The organism is Streptomyces sp. NPDC046261, assembly GCF_040646235.1.
GTDB lineage: Bacteria > Actinomycetota > Actinomycetes > Streptomycetales > Streptomycetaceae > Streptomyces.
In genome coordinates, this window is the sequence record NZ_JBEYZU010000018.1 from 7,876 (window position 1) to 29,204 (window position 21,329).

The 21,329-nt window shown below is 73.5% G+C and carries 1 protein-coding gene; it reads right to left on the reverse strand.

The features are described from left to right. Window positions 1–43: 43 nt before the first annotated feature. Window positions 44–21,265 carry a type I polyketide synthase gene (locus tag ABZ956_RS24970; RefSeq protein ID WP_361897756.1) on the reverse strand — a complete coding sequence of 7,074 codons (21,222 nt, stop codon included), beginning with the start codon at window positions 21,263–21,265 and terminating at the stop codon, window positions 44–46. Window positions 21,266–21,329: the final 64 nt, after the last annotated feature.

A 21,329-nucleotide genomic window follows, 5' to 3' on the forward strand; every position in this document is an offset into this window, starting at 1 on the left:
GCGCCATTCCCCTCGATGACTGCTGGTCGGAAGTCAGTGCCGGTCATGAGCCATCGAGTTCCTGGTCGATGATGCCGAACATGTCTTCCAGTGAGGCGGATTCCAGATCCTGCGCAGCCCCGTCCGTTGGCGCAGGTCGTTGCATGTCGGTCCACATCGCGACGATGGAATCCAGCCGTGGCGACAGCTTCTCACGCAGAGTGGTGTCCTCGGCCATGGCGGATATCACAGAAACGATCTTGTCCAGTTCCCTCAGCTTGACCTCGACCGGGTCGGCGGCCTGCGGCGCGACCTGCGCCAACAGGTGCGCGCCCAGCGCGGCCGGAGTCGGATAGTCGAAGATGGCGGTCGCGGGCAGCCGGACGCCGGTGGCGGCCGTCAGCCTGTTGCGCAGGTCGACCGCGGTCAGCGAGTCGAAGCCGATCTCCTGGAACGTCCGCGTGGCGTCGACCGCCCCCGCGTCCGCGTGCCGGAGCACCGCCGCGACCTGGCCCCGGACCAGTTCCCCCACCACCTGGCTCTGCTCGGCCGCCGACAGCCCGGCCAGCCGGCGCCGCAAGGCGCCCCCTCCGTCGCCGGTTTCGGCCGCCCGCCGCACCGGTGCCGGCGCCAGGCCGCGCAGTACGGGCGGCACCGCACCGGCCGCCGCCAGCGCCCGGACGTCCAACGGGCTGGCCACGAGCGCCGCATCGGCGCTCCGGCACGCGGCGTCGAACAGCTCCAGGCCCTGCTCGACCGACAGCGGCAACGCGCCCTTACCCCTCATCCGGGCCAGGTCGTCGTCCGACAGGTGCGTGGTCAGTCCGCTGCGCTGCTCCCAGAAGCCCCAGGCGACGGACACGCCCGCCTGCCCCTGGGCCCGCCGGTGCGTGGCCAGGGCGTCGAGGAAGGCGTTGGCCGCGGCGTAGTTGGCCTGGCCGGCGCTGCCCAGGACCCCGGCGGCGGACGAGAACAGGACGAAGGCGTCCAGTTCCAGATGGCGGGTCAGCTCGTGAAGGTGCCACGCCGCGTCCGCCTTCGGACGCAGGACCGCACCCATCTGCTCGTCGGTCAGCGAGCCGACGACCCCGTCGGCGACCGCACCGGCCGTGTGGACGACGGCCCTCAGTTCCGGGATGCCGTCCAGGAGCCCGGCCAGCTCCGCACGGTCGCCGGTGTCGCACGCGGCGACCCGGACCCGGGCGCCCAGCGCCTCCAGCGCGGCGACCAGTTCCCCGGCCCCCGGCGCCCCGGCACCGCTGCGACTGGCCAGCACCAGGTCCCGGGCGCCGTGCTCGGACACCAGATGCCGGGCCACTAGACCGCCGAGGGTCCCCGTCCCGCCCGTGATCAGCACCGTGCCGCGGTCCCAGACGGGCGCGGCACCGACGGGCGCGGCCGCCTCGGCCAGCCTGGGCACCAGCACCTTGCCCGCCCGGATCGCCACCTCCGGCTCTCCCGCCGCGAGCACCGCGGGCAGGAGACCGAGACCCGAGTCGTCGTGGTCGACCACCACGATCCGGCCGGGGTTCTCCAGCTGCGCCGTCCGCAGGAGGCCCCGTACGGCGGCCCCGGCCAGGTCCTCGACGTCATCGCCCGCCGACGTGGCCGCCGCGCGGCGCGTCAGCACCACCAGACGGGTATCGGCGAACCTGTCGTCCGCCAGCCACTCCTGGACCACCCGCAGCACCCGGTGCAGGCCGGCCGCGGTCGCCTCCGCGGCCGAACCGTCGCGGGCATCGTGCAGGCACGGCACCAGCAGCACGTCCGGCACCCGCTCGATCACGGCCGGACCGCCGGCGAGCTCCAGCGACACCCCGGCCGCCTCCAGCGCGGCAGTCAGCTTCAACTCGTCGTCATGGCTGCCCAGCAGGGTCCAGGAAGCCCGCGATGCGGGATCGGACACGACGGGATCGGACACGACGGGAACGGACACGACGGGAACGGACACCTCCGTCCAGTCCAGTCGGAACAGCGCGTCCGCCCGACGGCCGCCGCCCGCCGCGAGCAGCAGCCGCTGCCCGGCCAACGGCCGCATCACCAGCGAGTCGACGGCCAGCACCGGCGCGCCCACCGCGTCGGCGACCCGCACCGTCACGGCATCCGTACCGGCGGGCCGCAACGCGACACGTACCGTCGAGGCGCCCACGGCGTACAGGGTCACCCCGTTCCAGGCGAAGGGCAGATAGCCCTGGTCCGGTTCGGTGACGAACGACCCCAGCGCGAGACCGTGCAGCGCCGCGTCCAGCAGCGCCGGATGAATCCCGCACCGCGCGGCATCGCTCCACGCGCCTTCGGGCAGCGCCACTTCCAGGAACACCTCGTCCCCACGGACCCAGGCCGCGCGCAGACCCTGGAAGGACGGGCCGTACCGGTAACCCCGGTCGGCCATCCCCTCGTACACCTCACCGACGCCGACCTGCTCCGCACCGGCCGGGGGCCAGACCCGGAGATCCTCCGACACTTCCCATACCTCCGACGCCCCAGCCGGGACGTCCGTGCCCAGCACGCCGGTGGCATGACGGACCCAGTCGCCGTCGCGCCGGGAGAACACGGTGAGCGCCCGGCGACCGAGCTCGTCCGCACCGCCGACCGACACCTGGAGCTGAACGGTCTCGTGCTCCGGCAGCACCAGCGGCTCGTGCAGAGTCAGCTCGTCCAGCACATCGCAGCCGAACCGGGCTCCCGCTTGCAGTGCGAGCTCCACGAAAGCGGTTCCCGGAAGCAGCACCACACCCAGCACCGCATGGTCGGCCAGCCACGGCTGCGCCGTCGGCGACAGTGCACCGGTCAGCACACAGCCGTCCGAGTCCGGCAGTGGCACCGCCGCGCCCAGCAGCGGGTGGTCGACACCGCCCAGGCCCAGCCCGGACGCGTCACCCGTACCCCGCCCCGGGGTCAGCCAGTAGCGCTCGTGCTGGAAGGCGTAGGTCGGCAGCTCCACCTGCCGGGCGCTCGTGCCCTCGAACGCGGCCCGCCAGTTCACCTCGGCCCCCGCGACCGAGACCTCCGCCAGCGACCTCAGGAACCGGCGGACATCGCCTTCGTCACGCCGCAGCGAGCCGGCCACGACGGCCTGGACGCCGTTGGCGTCGGCGGTGTCGTGAATGCCGATGGTGAGGACGGGGTGCGGGCTCGCTTCGACGAAGACGGTGTGGCCGAGGCTGAGCAGGTTGTCGATCGTGCCCTGGAACTCGACGGTGTGGCGAAGGTTGCGGTACCAGTAAGCCGCGTCCAGCTCCACTGTGTCCGTCAGTTCGCCGGTGACGGTCGAGTAGAAGGGGACGTGGCCCGTACGCGGCGCGACCGGTGCCAGCGCCTGTGCCAGTTCGTCTTCGATGCGCTCCACGTGGTCGGAGTGAGAGGCGTAGTCGACGGGGATGCGCTTGGCCTGCGGGGACTCCGCCAGCAGTGCGTCCAGCACGTCATTGTCGCCCGACACGACGGTCGAGGCGGGGCCGTTGACGGCTGCGATGGACAGGTCGTCCCGGCCGCGCAGCTGATCGGCCGGGAGGGGTACGGACACCATGCCGCCCTGACCCGACAACGCCAGCAGCGCCTTACTCCGCAGAGCCACGATGCGGGCGCCGTCCTCCAGCGAGAGACCGCCCGCGACGCAGGCTGCGGCGATCTCGCCCTGGGAGTGGCCCACGACCGCTGCCGGCGTGACACCGTACGAGCGCCACAGCTCCGCGAGCGAGACCATGACGGCCCACAGCACCGGCTGCACCACATCCACGCGGCGCAGCGCGTCCTCGTCGTCGAGGACGTCGAACAGTGACCAGTCGACGAAGGCGCTCAGCGCCTGCGCGCACTCCCGCATCCGGTCGGCGAACACCGGCGAGGAGCCGATGAGTTCCACGGCCATGCCGGTCCACTGCGAGCCCTGACCGGGGAAGACGAACACGGTCTTACGGCCGGATTCGGCGGCGGCGCCGCTCTCGACCATGTCCAGGCCGCGCAGCAGTTCGTCCCGGTCCGTGCCGACGACCACCGCGCGGTGCGACAGCGTCGCCCGCGTCGAGGCCAGCGACCAGCCGACGTCCACAGGGTCCAGCTCCGGATTGTCTGCCACGAAGGACTTGAGACGTTCGATCTGCGCCCGCAGGCCGTCCTGGCCCACACCCGACAGCACCCACGGCACGGCGGGCGGGGCGAGACGGTCGGCCTCCGGCTCGGTCGCCACCGCCACCGCCGGTGCCTCTTCGAGGATCACGTGGGCGTTCGTGCCGCTCACGCCGAAGGCGGACACACCGGCCCGGCGCGGTCGCCCGGCGGCAGGCCACGACGTCTGCTCGGTGAGCAGTTCCACGGCACCGGCCGCCCAGTCGACGTGCGGGGTGGGCTCGTCGACGTGCAGGGTGCGCGGCAGGACGCCGTGTCGCAGGGCCAGGACCATCTTGATCAGGCCGGCCGCACCGGCGGCGGCCTGCGTGTGCCCGATGTTCGACTTGACCGAGCCCAGGAGCAGCGGCCGGTCGGCCTCGCGCCCCTGGCCGTAGGTCGCGACCAGGGCCTGGGCCTCGATCGGGTCGCCCAGGGTCGTACCGGTGCCGTGCGCCTCCACCGCGTCGACGTCCGCGGTCGACAGACCCGCGTTCGCCAGCGCCTGCTGGATGACGCGCTGCTGCGACGGACCGTTGGGCGCCGTCAGACCGTTGGACGCGCCGTCCTGGTTGACCGCGGAGCCCCGGACCACGGCCAGAACGCGGTGGCCGTTGCGCTCGGCATCGGACAGCCGCTCCAGGACCAGCACGCCGACGCCTTCGGCGAATCCGGTGCCGTCGGCTGCCGCGGCGAACGCCTTGCAGCGGCCGTCGGCCGCCAGGCCGCGCTGGCGGGAGAACTCGACGAGCAGGTCCGGTGTCGGCATGACCGCCACACCACCGGCCAGCGCCAGCGTGCTCTCCCCCCGGCGCAGCGATTCGCAGGCCCAGTGCACGCTGACCAGCGACGAGGAGCAGGCGGTGTCCACGGTGACCGCGGGGCCCTCGAGCCCCAGCGCGTAGGCGACGCGGCCGGAGATCACCGACGTCGAGTTCCCGGTGAGCAGGTACCCCTCGGAGCCCTCCGGGGTCGAGGGCTGGTCCGCTCCGTACGTGGTCGAAGCGGCGCCCGCGAAGACACCGGTACGGGTGCCCTTCAGGGTGTGCGGATCGATGCCGGCCCGTTCGAACGCCTCCCAGGACGCCTCCAGCCACAGGCGTTGCTGCGGGTCGGCGGCCAGCGCCTCACGGGGTGAGATCTTGAAGAACCCGGCGTCGAAGTCCGCGGCGCCTTGCAGGAATCCGCCGGCCCGGGCGTAGGTGGTACCGGAGCGACCCGGGTCCTGGTCGTAGAGCGCCGCGAGGTCCCAGCCGCGGTCGGTGGGAAGGCCGGACATGGCGTCCCCGTCGGTGACCAGCAGCTGCCACAGGGCCTCGGGCGAGTCCACGCCGCCCGGCAGGCGGCAGCTCATGCCCACGACGACGATCGGGTCGTCGGCCGGGAGGGCTTCCACGGCCGACGGCACGTCCTCCGTCACCGCCACCGTGCCGAACAGCTCGCGCTCGAGGTGCGCGGCGAGCGCCTCCGGCGTCGGGTGGTCGAAGATCGCTGTGGCCTGGAGCCGCCGGCCGGTCGCGGTGCGCAGCCTGTTGCGCAGTTCCACCGCGGACAGCGAGTCGAAGCCCAGCTCCTTGAACGGCCTGTCCGCCGTGACCGACCCCGCCCCGCTGTGTCCCAGCACGGCCGCGGCCTGGGCGCGGACCAGATCGACGAGAGCGGCATGCCGCTCGCCGGCCGCCAGGCCCGTGAGGCCCGCGGCCGCGAGGCCGCCGTCGTGGGCGGCGGCGCCGGACGCGGCACGGGAGACCGGGACGGTCCCGGCCGCCGGGGCGCCGACGACGCCGCGCAGCAGCGGGGGCACGGTGCCCGCGCCCGGCGAGGCCGCGTCGAGGCACACCGGCACCAGCAGCGCGTCACCTGTGGTCAGCGCGGCGTCGAAGAGCCCGAGCGCGTCCTCGGTGGACAGCGGCCGGACCCCGGCCCGTGCGAGCCGGTCCGCCTCGACGCGTTCGGTCAGCTCACTGCGCTGGTCCCAGAAGCCCCAGGCGAGGGAGACCGCGGGCAGGCCCTGCGCCCTGCGGCGCGCGGCCAGCGCGTCGAGGAACGTGTTGGCCGCCGCGTAATTGCCCTGCCCCGGACCGCCCAGCACGCCGGCCGCCGAGGAGAACAGCACGAATCCCGCGAGATCCAGGTCCCGGGTCAGCTCGTGCAGATGCCATGCCGCGTCCACCTTCGGGCGCAGCACCGTCCGGACCCGCTCCGGGGAAAGAGAGCCGATCACGGCGTCGTCGAGCACGCCCGCGGTGTGCACCACCATCCGCAGGTCCGGTATCGACGACACCAGCCCGGCGGCCGCGTCCCGGTCCGCGAGGTCGCACGCGACCACGCGGACCCGCGCACCGTCCGCCTCCAGCTCGGCGATCAGCTCGGCCGCCGCCGGAGCGGCACCGCCGGAACGGCTCGCGAGCACCAGGTCACGCACCCCGCGCTGGCGCACGAGGTGCCGGGCGACCAGACCGCCCAGCGTCCCCGTACCACCGGTGATCAGTACGGCTCCGTCGCCCACCGGTTGCGGAACGGTGAGGGCCAGCTTGCCGACGTGGCGCGCCTGCGACAGGAAGCGGAACGCCTCGCCGGCCCGGGCGACGTCCCAGACACTCAGCGGCAGCGGGGTGAACACCCCCTGCTCGAACAGCGCGACCATCTCCGCGAAGAGCCGGCCGAGCCGGTCCGGGCCCGCCTCGAGCAGTTCGAACGCCCGGTAGGCCACGGCGTGGCCGGCCAGCACCTCGTCCGCGTCACGGACGTCGGTCTTACCCATCTCGATCATTCGCCCGCCCGGGCGGAGCAGCCCGAGCGACGCGTCGAGGAGCTCGCCGGTCAGGGAGTTCAGCACCACGTCCACACCGTCGGGCGTCACCGCACGGAACCGGTCCGCGAAACCGGCGGACCGGGAGGAGGCGATCCGTTCCTCCGCGACCCCGAGCCCGCGCACCGCGTCCCACTTCGCCGGGCTCGCCGTGGCGAACACCTCCGCACCGAGCCAGTGCGCCACCTGGACCGCGGCCATGCCGACGCCGCCGGCCGCCGCGTGGACGAGCACCGACTCGCCGCGTCGTACCCCGGCCAGGTCGATCAGCCCGTACATCGCCGTGAGGAACGCGACCGGAGTCGAGGCGGCCTGCGCGAACGACCACCCGGCCGGCACCGGTGCCACCAGCCGGTGGTCGGTGACCGCCACCGGCCCGAAGGAGCCGGAGAACAGGCCCATCACGCGGTCGCCCGGAGCGACGTCGTCCACCCCGGGGCCGACCTCCAGGACGACGCCGGCGCCCTCGCTGCCCAGCAGGCCGGCCTTGTCCGGGTACATCCCCAAGGCCAGGAGCACGTCACGGAAGTTCACCCCGGCGGCGTGCACCGCCACCCGGACCTGGCCGCTGCCCAGCGGCCCGGACGCCTCGGGGCAGGCCACGCGGGCCAGGTCCTCGAAGGTGTCCCCGCCGGTGGCAGCCAGCCGCCAGTTGGAGGCCGCCTCGTCCTTGCCGACACGCGTCAGCCTGGGGACGAGCGCGGCGCCGCCGCGCAACGCCACCTGGGGCTCGTCGGTGCGCAGAACGGCCGGGAGCGGGGACAGGTCCCCGTCCGACAGATCGGCCAGCACGAAACGCCCGGGGTTCTCCGTCTGCGCGGTGCGGATGAGACCCCACACGGCCGCGTCCGCCAGGTTCTCCGGGCTCTCGCCGGCCGCCGTCGCCACCGCCCCGCGCGTCACGACCACGAGCCGCGAATCGGCGAACCGGTCGTCCGCCAGCCACGCCTGAGCCACCTCAAGCACCCGGCTGACCTGCGCGTGAACCCCCTCGGGGCTCTCGTCCACGTCGGCGGCGGGCTCAAGCACCACCACTGCGGGCGGCTCGGTCAGCTCCGCCAACCCGGCGGCGGAAGAGACGGTGACGAGCGCCGCCCCGTCCGACGAGGGCAGGGCGAGTTCGCTCCACTCCACCCGGAACAGCGCCTCGGCGCGCGTACGGTAGAGCCGGTCCGCGGCCATCGGCCGCAGGACCAGGGACTCCGCCGACAGCACCGGCGCGCCCGTGGCATCCGCCACCCGGACGGCCAGCGCGTCCCGGCCCGCGGGCGCCAAGGCCACCCGCAGGGCCCGCGCACCCACAGCGTGGAGGGTGAGCCCGGACCAGGCGAAGGGAAGGTGGGGCCGTGTCGGCTCGGATACGAACATCCCCAGGCCGGCAGCCTGCAATGCCGCGTCCAGCAGCGCCGGATGCACACCGCACCGATCCGCGTCGCTCTCCGCCGCACCGTCCAGCGCGACCTCGGCGAACACCTCGTCCCCACGGCGCCAGGCGGCACGAAGCCCCTGGAAGACGGGCCCGTAGGCGTAACCGCGCGCGTCCATGGACGCGTAGACGTCACTGAGGTCCACCGGCGTGGCCCCCGCCGGAGGCCACTCGTCCAGCCGGTCGGCGGCCGCCCCGGTGTCGTCACTCAGGCTGCCGCTGGCATGCCGCACCCACTCCGCGTCCCGGCCCCGCCGGGAGTGGACCGTGACCGGTCGCCGCCCCGCCTCGTCCGGGCCGCCGACCGCGACCTGTATCTGTGTGTCGCCCTGCTCGGGCAGCACCAGCGGCGCCTGCAGGGTCAGCTCGTCCAAGTGCCGCAGCCCGAGCTGGAGACCGGCCTGCAGAGCCAGCTCCACGAACCCGGTGCCCGGCAGGAGGACCTCGCCGAGCACGGCGTGATCACGCAGCCAGGGTTGGGTCGCGGCCGACAACGAACCGGTCAGCACACAGCCGTCGGCGTCGGGCAGCGACAGCACCCCGCTCAGCAGCGGATGCGCGAGCCCGGTCAGCCCGGCGCCCGCCACGTCACCGCCGCCCCGGACCGGGTCCAGCCAGAACCACTCGTGCTGGAAGGCATACGTCGGAAGGTCGACCCTCCGGGCACCGGAGCCCGCGAACACGGACTCCCACTCCACCGGGACGCCCTCGACGTGCAGCAACCCGAGCGCGATGAGGAACTGGGCCGGTCCGCCGTGGTCACGTCGGAGGGAGCCGGTGACGACAGCGGTGATGTCCTTGGCATCGGCGGTGTCTTGCACGCCGATGGTGAGGACGGGGTGGGGGCTGGTCTCTACGAAGAGGGTGTGGCCGAGGGTGAGGAGATTCTCGATGGTGTTCTGGAATTCGACGGTGTGGCGGAGGTTGCGGTACCAGTAGGCGGCGTCCAGCTCCGCTGTGTCGGTGAGTTCGCCGGTGACGGTGGAGTAGAAGGGGACGTTGCCTGTTTGCGGTGCGACCGGCGCCAGCGCTTGTGCCAGTTCGTCTTCGATGCGCTCGACGTGGTCGGAGTGGGAGGCGTAGTCGACGGGGATGCGCTTGGCCTGCGGGAACTCCGCCAGGAGTGCGTCCAGCACGTCGTTGTCGCCCGATACGACGGTCGATGCAGGGCCGTTGACGGCCGCGATCGAAAGCCCGTCCCGGCCGCGCAGCTGATCCGCCGGGAGGGGTACGGAGACCATTCCGCCCTGACCCGACAACGCCAGCAGAGCCTTACTCCGCAGGGCGACAATCCGAGCGCCGTCCTCCAGCGAGAGACCGCCCGCGACGCACGCGGCGGCGATCTCGCCCTGGGAGTGGCCCACGACCGCTGCCGGGGTGACACCGTACGAGCGCCACAGCTCCGCGAGCGAGACCATGACGGCCCACAGCACGGGCTGCACCACATCCACGCGGCGCAGTGCCTCTTCGTCGTCGAGGACGTCGAACAGCGACCAGTCCACGAACGGGCTCAGCGCCTGCCCGCACTCCCGCATCCGCTCGGCGAACACCGGCGAGGACTCGATGAGCTCCAGGGCCATGCCGGTCCACTGCGAACCCTGACCGGGGAAGACGAACACGACGCCGGACGGGGACCCGGCCACACCGGTCACGACGCCCGGGGCCGGCGTACCGCCCGCCACCGCGTCCAGTCCACGCAGCAGTTCCTCGCGGTCCGCGCCCACGATCACCGCGCGATGCGAGAGCATCGCCCGCGTCGACGTCAACGACCACGCCACATCCGCCGGAAGCAGCTCCGCATCCGAGGCGACGAACGACCGCAGTCGCTCGGCCTGCGCACGCAGCGCGTTCTCGCCGGCGCCGGACAGCACCCACGGAACCGCCGGCAGTTCGCTGCGGTCCGGCTCGGTCCCGGCCGCCTCCGGTGCCTGCTCGAGGACGACGTGGGCGTTCGTGCCGCTGACACCGAACGCGGAGACGCCCGCACGGCGCGGCCTGTCGATCCGCGGCCAGTCCGTCCGCTCGGTGAGCAACTCGACGGAACCGGTCGTCCAGTCGACATGCGGGGTGGGCTCGTCGACATGCAGGGTCCGGGGCAGTACTCCGTGCCGCATCGCCATGACCATCTTGATGACACCGGCCACACCGGCCGCGGCCTGCGTGTGCCCGATGTTCGACTTCACCGAGCCCAGCAGCAGCGGCCGGTCCGCGTCCCGCTCCTGGCCGTACGTGGCCAGCAGTGCCTGGGCCTCGATCGGGTCGCCCAGCTTCGTACCCGTACCGTGCGCCTCCACCGCGTCGACGTCAGCCGTCGACAGACCGGCGTTGGCCAGGGCCTGGCGGATGACGCGCTGCTGCGCGGGACCGTTCGGGGCCGTCAGACCGTTCGAGGCGCCGTCCTGGTTGACCGCGGTCCCACGGACCACCGCCAGCACTTGGTGGCCGTTGCGCTCGGCGTCCGACAGCCGCTCCACGAGCAGCATGCCGACGCCCTCGCCCCAGCCCGTACCGTCCGCGGCCGCGGCGAACGCCTTGCAGCGCCCGTCGGCGGCCAGAGCACGCTGGCGGGAGAACTCCACGAAGATCTCCGGGGTCGTCATCACGCTCACGCCGCCGGCCAGGGCCAGTGTGCACTCGCCGGAGCGCAGGGCCTGCACCGCCAGGTGCAGGGCGACCAGCGACGACGAGCACGCCGTGTCCACCGTCAGCGCCGGGCCTTCCAGCCCCAGCGCGTAGGCGATGCGGCCGGACATCACCGCGGCCGAGTTGCCGGTGGCCGCGCGGCCCTCGAAGTCGCCGGTCTCGTCGGCCTTCAGCAGGGACGCGTAGTCCTGACCGTTCGTGCCGGTGAAGACACCGGTCGCACTGCCCTTCAGCGACTCGGGGGAGATGCCGGCCCGCTCGAACGCCTCCCAGGATGCTTCCAGCAGCAGCCGCTGCTGCGGGTCCATCGCGACGGCGTCGCGCGGCGAGATCCCGAAGAACCCGGCGTCGAACTCGCCGGCGCCGTACATGAAGGCGGCCGTCCGGGTGTACGAGGTACCGCGGTGATCGGGGTCCGGGTGGTACAGGTTCGCGGTGTCCCAGCCGCGGTCGGCGGGGAGGTCGCCGAGCGCGTCGGATCCGCTGTCGAGGAGCCTCCACAGGTCCTCGGGAGAGGCGACGTCCCCCGGGAACCGGCAGCTCATGCCGACAATGGCGATCGGTTCGTCCACCTGCGCGGTGGTCGCCCGTACCGGCTCCGCCCGGTCCGGCAGATCGTCGAACAGTTCGCCGCGCAGGTAGGCGACCAGGGCGAGCGGCGAGGGGTGGTCGAAGGTCACCGTGGCGGGCAGGCGGAGCCCGGTGGCGCCGTTGAGCCGGTTGCGCAGCTCGACGGCGGTGACGGAGTCGAATCCGGTCTCGTGGAACGCCCGGCCGATCTCGACCGCGTCCGGGCCGGTGTGGCCCAGGACGACCGCTACGTGGCGGCGGACCAGGTCCAGCAGCGCACGGTCGCGTTCGGCGTCGCTCATCCCGGCGAGCCGCTCGACAAGGCCCGAACGCTCCGGAGCGGCCTCGTCGTTCTCCGCGCCGACCCCGTTGTCGATCAGCGCGCGGACCTCGGGGATGTCGCGCATCAGCGGGCTCGGCCGGGTCGCGGTGAACGCGACGTAATGGCGGTCCCAGTCGATCTCGGCGACCGTGACGACGGTGTCGCCCTGCTCGACCGCGCGCCCCATGGCGGCGGCGGCCATCTCCGGGTCCATCTCCGGGACTCCGTGCCGCCGGGCGACGTCGCCGACGCCGCCTTCGCCCATGCCGGCGCCCGCCCACAGGCCCCAGGCCACGGACGTCGCCGGCAGGCCCTCGGCCCGGCGCTGCTCGGCCAGGGTGTCCACGAAGACGTGACCGGGTGCGTAGTTGCCCTGCCCCGGGGCGCCCAGCGTGCCGGACAGCGAGGAGAACAGCACGAAGGCGGAGAGGTCCATGTCGCGGGTCAGCTCGTGCAGGTTCACCGCACCGTCGATCTTGACGCTCAGGACCCGTTGCAGCTGGTCCGTGGTCAGCGAGCCGATCGTGCCGTCGTCGAGCACCGCCGCGGTGTGCACCACCGCGGTCAGCGGCCCCACGTCGGCCAGCAGCGCCGCCAGCGCGTCCCGGTCGCCGACGTCGCACGCGGCGACCGTCACCCGCGCACCGAGCGCCTCCAGCTCCGCCACCAGCCGGCCGGCGCCGGGCGCGGCCATGCCGCGGCGGCTGGTCAGCACCACGTGCTCCGCGCCCTGGCCCGCCAGCCACCGGGCGACGTGCCCGCCCAACGCGCCGGTGCCGCCGGTGACCAGCACCGTCCCGTCGGGGCGCCAGGTCGTCACGCCCGGCTCACGTGCCGGTGCGTGCGCGATCCGGCGCCCGAACAGGCCGGTCGCGCGCACGGCGACCTGGTCCTCGTCCGAGGTACCGGCCAGCACGCTCGCCAGAAGGTCCTGCGCCCGCTCGGTCACGCTCTCCGGCAGGTCGATCAGTCCGCCCCAGCGCAGGGGCTGTTCGAGGGCGACCACCCGGCCGAGACCCCAGGCCAGCGCCTGCTTGCGGCTGGTGGCCACGTCGCCGTGGCCCAGCGATACGGCGCCCCGGGTCAGGCACCACATCGGCGCCTCCACCCCGGCGTCGCCGAGCGCCTGCGCCAGCAGCAGCGTCATCGCGTAGCCGCAGGGCACGGCCGGGTACGCGGGGTGGGCGCGCTCGTCCATCGCCACCAGCGACACGACGCCGCCGATGTGCGGGTGTTCCGTCAGGAGACCCCGCAGCCGCCCGGCCAGGGCGGCGCGGTCCAGGTCGGACCCGTCGAGCACGACCGTGTGCGGCTCGGCGCCCTGACGGATCAGGGTGCCGGTGACCCCGGCGGCCCACTCCTCGTCGGGCTGACCGTCGGTCACCAGGACCAGCCAGGTGCCGGTCACGGCGGTGGCGCCGGCCGGGAGCGGCTTCCAGTGGATCTTGTACCGCCATGAATCCATGGTGGAGACGTCACGGCGCTCACGCCGCCACCGGGACAGCGCGGGCAGCACCTCACCCAGGGGTTCCCCGGCGACGCGCAGGGTCGACGCGAGCGACTCCAGGTCCTCGCGCTCGACCGCGGCCCAGAACTCGGCGTCCACCGCACTGGCTGCGGGCCGGGCGTCGACGGAATCCAGCCAGTAGCGCTCCCGCTGGAACGCGTACGTCGGCAGGTCCACCCGGCGCGCACCGTCGAGCAGCGGCCGCCAGTCGACGTCGACGCCGTGCACGTACGCCTCGGCCAGCGACGTCAGCATGCGCGTCAGGCCACCGTCGTCCCGGCGCAGCGAACCGAGCACCACGCCCTCACGGCCCGCCGCGTCGACGGTCTCCCGCAGGCCCGGGGTCAGCACCGGGTGCGAGCTCGTCTCGATGAAGAGGGTGTGGCCGAGGGTGAGGAGGTTGTCGATGGTGTTCTGGAATTCGACGGTGTGGCGGAGGTTGCGGTACCAGTAGGCGGCGTCGAGTTCGGCGGTGTCGGTCAGCTGGCCGGTGACAGTCGAGTAGAACGGGACGTTTCCCGTGCGCGGTGCGATGGGGGCGAGTGCTTCGGCGAGCTCGTCCTCAAGTTGTTCGACGTGGGGGGAGTGGGAGGCGTAGTCGACGGGGATGCGCTTGGCCTGCGGGATCTCCGCCAGCAGCGCGTCCAGCACGTCGTTGTCGCCCGACACGACCGTGGACGCCGGTCCGTTGATGGCCGCGATGGACAGTCCGTCCCGGCCGCGCAGGTGGTCCGCGGGAAGGGGTACGGACACCATGCCGCCCTGACCCGACAACGCCAGCAGGGCCTTGCTGCGCAGAGCCACGACGCGGGCGCCGTCCTCCAGCGACAGACCGCCCGCGACGCACGCGGCGGCGATCTCGCCCTGGGAGTGGCCCACGACCGCTGCCGGCGTGACGCCGTACGAGCGCCACAGCTCGGCCAGCGAGACCATCACGGCCCACAGCACGGGCTGCACCACATCCACGCGGCGCATAGCCTCTTCGTCCGACAGCACGTCGAACAGCGACCAGTCCACGAACGGGCTCAGCGCCTGCTCGCACTCCCGCATCCGCTCGGCGAACACCGGCGAGGACTCGATGAGTTCCGCGGCCATCCCGGTCCACTGCGAACCCTGACCCGGGAACACGAACGTCACCTTGCGGCCGGGCACCGCGGCTGCGGCGACGACACCCGGCGCCGGCTCGTCCTGCGCCAGCGCCGTCAGCCCCGCCAGCAGCTCGGCACGCTCCCCGCCGAGCACGACCGCGCGGTGTTCGAGCGCCGTCCTGCCGGTCAGCAGGGAGAAGGCCAGATCCCTGACGTGCTCCTGCCCGGTCCCGCCGGCGACCCAGGCGCGCAGCCGCTCCGCCTGCGCGCGCAGGGCCCGCTCGTCCCGGGCCGAGACGATCCACGGCACCACGGGGCCCGACTCCGCGGCTTCGGCTTCGGCTTCGGTCTCCTCCGCCGGTGCCTGCTCGAGGATCACGTGGGCGTTCGTCCCGCTCACACCGAACGACGACACGCCGGCCCTGCGGGGACGGTCCGTACCGGGCCATTCGGTCTGCTCGGTGAGCAGCTCCACGGAGCCCGCGGTCCAGTCGACGTGCGGGGTCGGTTCGTCCACGTGCAGGGTCTGCGGCAGCACTCCGTGCCGCATCGCCATGACCATCTTGATGACGCCGGCGACGCCGGACGCCGCCTGCGCGTGCCCGATGTTCGACTTCACCGAACCGAGCAGCAGAGGCCGTTCCCGGTCCTGGCCGTACGTGGCCAGCAGTGCCTGCGCCTCGATCGGGTCGCCCAGCGTCGTACCCGTACCGTGCGCCTCCACCGCGTCCACGTCCTGCGGCGCCAGGCCCGCGGTCGCCAGCGCGGCGCGGATGACGCGCTGCTGGGAGGGACCGTTCGGGGCCGTCAGACCGTTCGACGCGCCGTCCTGGTTCACCGCCGAACCCCGTACCACCGCGAGGACGCGGTGCCCGTTGCGCCGCGCGTCGGACAGCCGCTCGACCAGCAGCATGCCGATGCCCTCGGCGAAGCCGGTGCCGTCGGCCGCCCCGGCGAACGCCTTGCACCGGCCGTCCCGGGACAGGCCGCGCTGGCGCGAGAACTCCACGAAGACGGTGGGGGTGGACATCACGGTCACGCCGCCGGCCAGCGCCAGCGAGCACTCGCCCAGTCGCAGCGCCTGTACCGCCAGGTGCAGGGCGACGAGCGACGACGAGCACGCGGTGTCGACGGTGACCGCCGGGCCCTCGAGGCCGAACGTGTACGCCACGCGGCCCGAGGCCACGCTCGCCGCGGCGCCCGTGCCCAGGTAGCCCTCGACGCCCTCCGGCGGGGTCGACAGGCGGGTGAGGTAGTCGTGGTGCATCACTCCGGTGAACACGCCGATCCGCTCACCCTTGACCGAGTCGACGGGGATGCCCGCGCGCTCGAACGCCTCCCAGGACGCCTCCAGCAGCAGCCGCTGCTGCGGATCCATGGCGGTCGCCTCACGCGGTGAGATCCCGAAGAGCCCGGCGTCGAACTCGGTCGCGTCGTGCAGGAATCCGCCGTCGCGCGCGTACGACGTGCCGGGGGTGTCGGGGTCGGGGTCGTAGAGGCCGCTCAGGTCCCAGCCGCGGTCGCCCGGCAGGCCGGTGATCGCGTCGCCACCGGACCGCACCAGGTCCCACAGCTGCTCCGGCGAGGCGATCCCACCCGGGTAGCGGCAGCTCATGCCGACGATCACGATGGGATCGTCGGCGACGAGCACGCCCGGCACGGGGGTGGCCGTGTCCGCCGCGTCCCCGTCCGCTCCGAGCACCTCGGCGAGCAGGTGCCCGGCCAGGACGCGCGGCGTGGGGTAGTCGAAGACGGCGGTGGCCGGCAGCCGCACGCCGGTGGCCGCGCTGATGCGGTTGCGCAGTTCCACGGCGGTCAGCGAGTCGAAGCCGACCTCCTGGAACGTCCGCGACGCGTCCACCGTGTCCGGCGACGCGTGACGGAGCACCGCCGCGACATGATGGCGGACCAGTTCCAGTACCACCTCGTCCCGTTCGGCGGGGTCCACCTCGGCCAGTCGCCGGCCGAGTGCGGTGGTGGCGGAGCCGTCGGCGGCGCCGGTGGAGCCGGCGGCGCGCCGGATCGGGGTACGGACCAGGTCGCGCAGCACCGGAGGCACATGGGCGGTGCCCGCCCAGGCGGTCGGGTTCAGCGGGGCGGCCAGCACCATCGCCTCGTCGGCGGCCAGCGCCGCGTCGAACAGCTCCAGTGCCTGCGCGGTGGACATCGGCAGCGCGTGGGCGCGCGCCAGGTCCTCGTCGGAGAGCCGCTCGGTCAGTTCGCTGCGCTGTTCCCAGAAGCCCCAGGCGATGGACACCGCCGGGAGGCCAATGGCGCGTCGGTGGGCCGCGAGGGCGTCGAGGTAGACGTTGGCGGCGGCGTAGCCGGCCTGGCCTCCGTTGCCGAGGACGCCGGCGGCGGAGGAGAAGAGGACGAAGGCGGAGAGGCCGAGGTCTTGCGTGAGTTCGTGCAGGTGCCGGGCGGCGTCGGCCTTGGGCGCCATGACGCCGTGCAGCCGGCCGGCATCGAGCGAGGTGACGACGCCGTCGTCGAGGGTGCCGGCGGTGTGGACGACGATGCGCAGGTCGGGGAGGGAGGCGACCAGTTCCGCCACGGCGCCGCGGTCCGCCACGTCGCAGGCCACCACGCGGACGCGGGCGCCCAGGGTTTCGAGTTCGGCGGTGAGTTCGGCCGCGCCCGGGGCGGTGCGGCCCCGGCGGCTGACCAGGACGAGGTCGCGTACGTCGTGGGCGATGACGAGGTGGCGGGCGATGAGCGCGCCGAGGGTTCCGGTGCCGCCGGTCACCAGGGCCGTGCCGGAGCCGATCCCGGGGTCGGTGCCGCGACGGGTCTTGACCAGGCGGGGTACGAGCACGCGCCCGGCCCGTACGGCCAGCTGCGACTCGCCCGCGGCGAGGACGGCGGTGAAGTCGGGCAGTGCCGCGCCGGCCTCGTCGACGTCGACGAGCACGAACCGGTCCGGATTCTCGGTCTGCGCGGAACGCACCAGACCCCACACGGCGGCGCCATCGAGGTTCGGTACGTCCTCGCCGGGCTCGGCCGCCACCGCGCCGTGGGTCACGACGACCAGCCGTGCGTCGGCGAAGCGTGCCTCGGACAGCCACCGCTGGACGACGCTCAGTGCCCCCGCCGGGTCCGTACCGTCGACTCGCACCCACTGGGGTACGGCCTCGTCCGGGCCCAGCGCCTCGAACTCCGCGAGAGCCGGACCGTTGTTTTCTGTGCCGAGGGCACGCTCCGTCCACTCCACGCGGAACAACGAATCGACGGCGCCACCGCGGGCGTCGTACAGCTGCTGCGCGGTGACCGGGCGCAGCGCCAGCGATCGCGCGGACAGGACGGGTGCGCCGGCGGTGTCCGTCGCCCGGAGCGCGATCGTGTCGGGGCCGGCCGGGGACAGCACGACCCGCAGGGTCGTCGCGCCCACGGCGTTCAGGGTGACGCCGCTCCAGGAGAACGGCACGTACGCCTGCCGGTCGTCGGAGACGAAGTCCCCGAACCGTATGCCGTGCAGCGCGGCGTCGAGCAGGGCCGGGTGCACCGCGCACCGGGCGGCGTCGCCGCGTGCCTCCTCCGGCACGACGATCTCGGCGAACACCTCCTCGCCGCGGCGCCAGGCGCCGCGCAGGCCCTGGAACACCGGGCCGTAGGCGTAGCCGCGCTCCGCCAGGGCGGGGTAGAGGCCGCCGGCGTCGACGCGCTCGGCGCCGGCCGGAGGCCAGGACTCCGGGGTGTGCTCGTCGTGTGCGGCGGCGCTCAGGGCACCACTGGCGTGCCGGATCCACTCGCCTTCCCGGCAGGAGTACACCGACACCGAGCGGCGCCCGGCGTCGTCGGCGTCACCGACCGAGACCTGGACCTCGACGGCGCCACGCTCGGGGAGCACCAGCGGCCCCTCCAGCGTCAGTTCCTCCACCACGTCACAGCCGAACCGCAGCCCCGCCTGCAGGGCGAGCTCGACGAAGCCCGTACCCGGCAGGAGCACCACGCCGGAGAGCGCGTGGTCCCCGAGCCAGCGATGGGTCGCCTGCGACAGCCGGCCGGTCAGCACACAGCCGCCGGAGGCGGGCAGCGTCACCGTGGCGCCCAGCAGCGGGTGATCCAGCGCACCCAGCCCGAGGGAGGAGGCGTCGCCCTGCCCCGCAGCGGGGGTCAGCCAGTAGCGCTCCCGCTGGAACGCGTAGGTCGGCAGCTCCACCCGGCGCGCGCCGGCGAACGCCGGGAGCCAGTCCACCCGTACACCGTGCACGTGCAGCTGTGCGAGCGACGAGAAGAACTGCGCGAGGCCGCCTTCGCCGCGCCGCAGCGAACCGGTCACCACCACCTGCTCGCCGGCCGCCTCGGCGGTGTCCTGGACGCTCGTGGCCAGCGCCGGGTGGGAGCTGGACTCCACGAACACGCGGTAGCCGTCGGCGAACATCGACCGCAGCGCACCGACGAAGTCGATGGGCATGCGGGCGTTGCGGAACCAGTACTCCGCGTCGAGCCCGCTGGTGTCCAGCAGCCCGCCGGTCACGGTGGAGTAGAACGGTACGTCGGCCCGCCGGGGGCTGACGTCCGCCAGCAGCTCCAGCAGCCGCTCCCGCAGCGGCTCGACCTGGGGGCTGTGCGAGGCCACCGTCGCGGGCACCACGCGGGCGCGCACGTCGTCCTTCACGCACGCGGCGACGAACTCCGCCAGGCTCTCCGGGTCGCCGGCCACCGTGGTGGCCGCCGGCCCGTTGACGCCGGCCACGGCCAGGCGCTCACCCCACGGCTCGAGCCGTTCGGCCAACTGCTCCGCCGGCAGGGCGACCGAGGCGATGGCGCCCTTGCCCACCAGCGTCTCGGAGAAGAGCCGGCTGCGCAGCACCACGATCTTCGCCGCGTCCTCCAGCGACAACGCCCCCGCCACACAGGCCGCCGCGATCTCTCCCTGCGAGTGGCCGACCACGGCCGCCGGCTTCACCCCGTAGGAGGCCCACAGCTCGGCGAGCGACAGCATCACCGTGAACAGGACCGGCTGGACGACCTCGATGAGGTCGAGCGACGGCGCTCCGGGCACGCCGCGCACCACGTCCTCGACGGACCAGTCGTAGTACGGATCCAGGACGGCCGCGCACTCGGCGAACCGTCGTGCGAAGGCCGGGGAGGTCTCCAGCAGCTCGACGGCCATGCCCGCCCACTGCGACCCCTGGCCCGGGAAGACGAACACCGCACCCGCGTCGGGCCCCGCCACCCCCTCGACCACATTCGCGGCGGGCTCCCCGGCAGCCAGTGCCGACAGCCCGCGCAGCAGCTCCTCCCGGTCGGAGCCCGTCACGACCGCGCGGTGCGACAGCGCCGAGCGCGTCGCGGCCAGGGTCCAGCCCACGTCGCAGGGGTCCAGCGGGTCCGCCGCGGCGGCCAGCCGCGCGGCCTGGGCCCGCAGACCGGCCTCGCCGTGGCCCGAGAGGATCCACGGAACGGCCGACACCCCGACACGCGGAAGGGAAGGCTCCGCACCGGCTGCTTCCCCGGCCCCGGAGTCGTCCGCGACCGGGGGCTCTTCCACGATCACATGAGCGTTGGTGCCGCTCACACCGAACGCGGACACGCCGGCCCGCCGCGGCAGATCACCCCCGGGCCACGCCGTGTTCTCGGTCAGCACCCGCACCGCGCCGGCCGACCAGTCCACGTGCGGAGTCGGCTCGTCCACGTGCAGGGTCCGCGGCAGCACACCGTGCCGCATCGCCATGACCATCTTGATGACACCGGCGACGCCCGCCGCCGCCTGCGTGTGACCCAGGTTCGACTTCACCGAGGCGAGCCACAGCGGCCGGTCCCGGTCCTGGCCGTAGGTGTCCAGCAGCGCCTGCGCCTCGATCGGGTCGCCGAGCCTGGTCCCGGTCCCGTGCGCCTCGACGGCGTCGACGTCCGACGCGGCAAGACGGGCGTTGGCCAAGGCCGCGCGGATCACCCGCCGCTGGGACGGCCCGTGCGGCGCGGTCAGGCCGTTCGAGGCACCGTCCTGGTTGACGGCGGAGCCCCGTACCACGGCCAGGATCGGGTGGCCGTTGCGCTGGGCGTCCGACAGACGCTCCACGAGGAGCATGCCGACACCCTCGCCCCAGCCCGTACCGTCCGCGCCCGCCGCGAACGCCTTGGAGCGCCCGTCGGCGGCCAGCCCGCCCTGTGCGGACAGCTCGATGAACGTGCTGGGAGTCGTCATGATCGTGACGCCGCCGGCGAGCGCGAGCGAGCACTCGCCGTTCCGCAGCGCCTGCACCGCCAGGTGCAGGGCGACCAGCGACGACGAACACGCCGTGTCCACGGTGGCCGTCGGGCCCTCCAGACCGAAGGTGTAGGCCACCCGGCCGGAGATCACGCTTGCCGCGCTGCCCGTGCCGAGGTGACCCTGCACCTCGTCGCGCGCCGCGCTGAGAAGGGTGGCGTAGTCCTGGCCGTTGGTGCCGATGAACACGCCCGTCGAGCTGCCCTTCACGGACTCCGCGGACATGCCCGCGCGCTCGAACACCTCCCAGGAGGTCTCCAGCAGCAGCCGCTGCTGCGGGTCCATCGCGACGGCCTCGCGCGGCGAGATCCCGAACAGCCCGGCGTCGAAGTCGGCGATGTCGTGCAGGAACCCGCCGTAGCGGGTGACGGACGTGCCGGACCGGCCGGCCGGGTCGAAGAGACCGTCCAGGTCCCAGTCGCGGTCGCCGGGGAAGTCCCCCACCGCGTCGCCGCCCGCGGACACGAAGTCCCACAGCGCCTCCGGGGAGGCGATGCCGCCGGGGAAGCGGCAGGTCATGCCCACGATCGCGATCGGTTCGTGGTTCTTCGCCTCCGCGTCCTGAAGGCGCTGACGAGTCTGCCGCAGATCCTTCGTCATCTCCTTCAGGAAATGACGAAGCTTCTCTTCATTCGACATCGCAGACTGCCCTTTCAACGTGGTA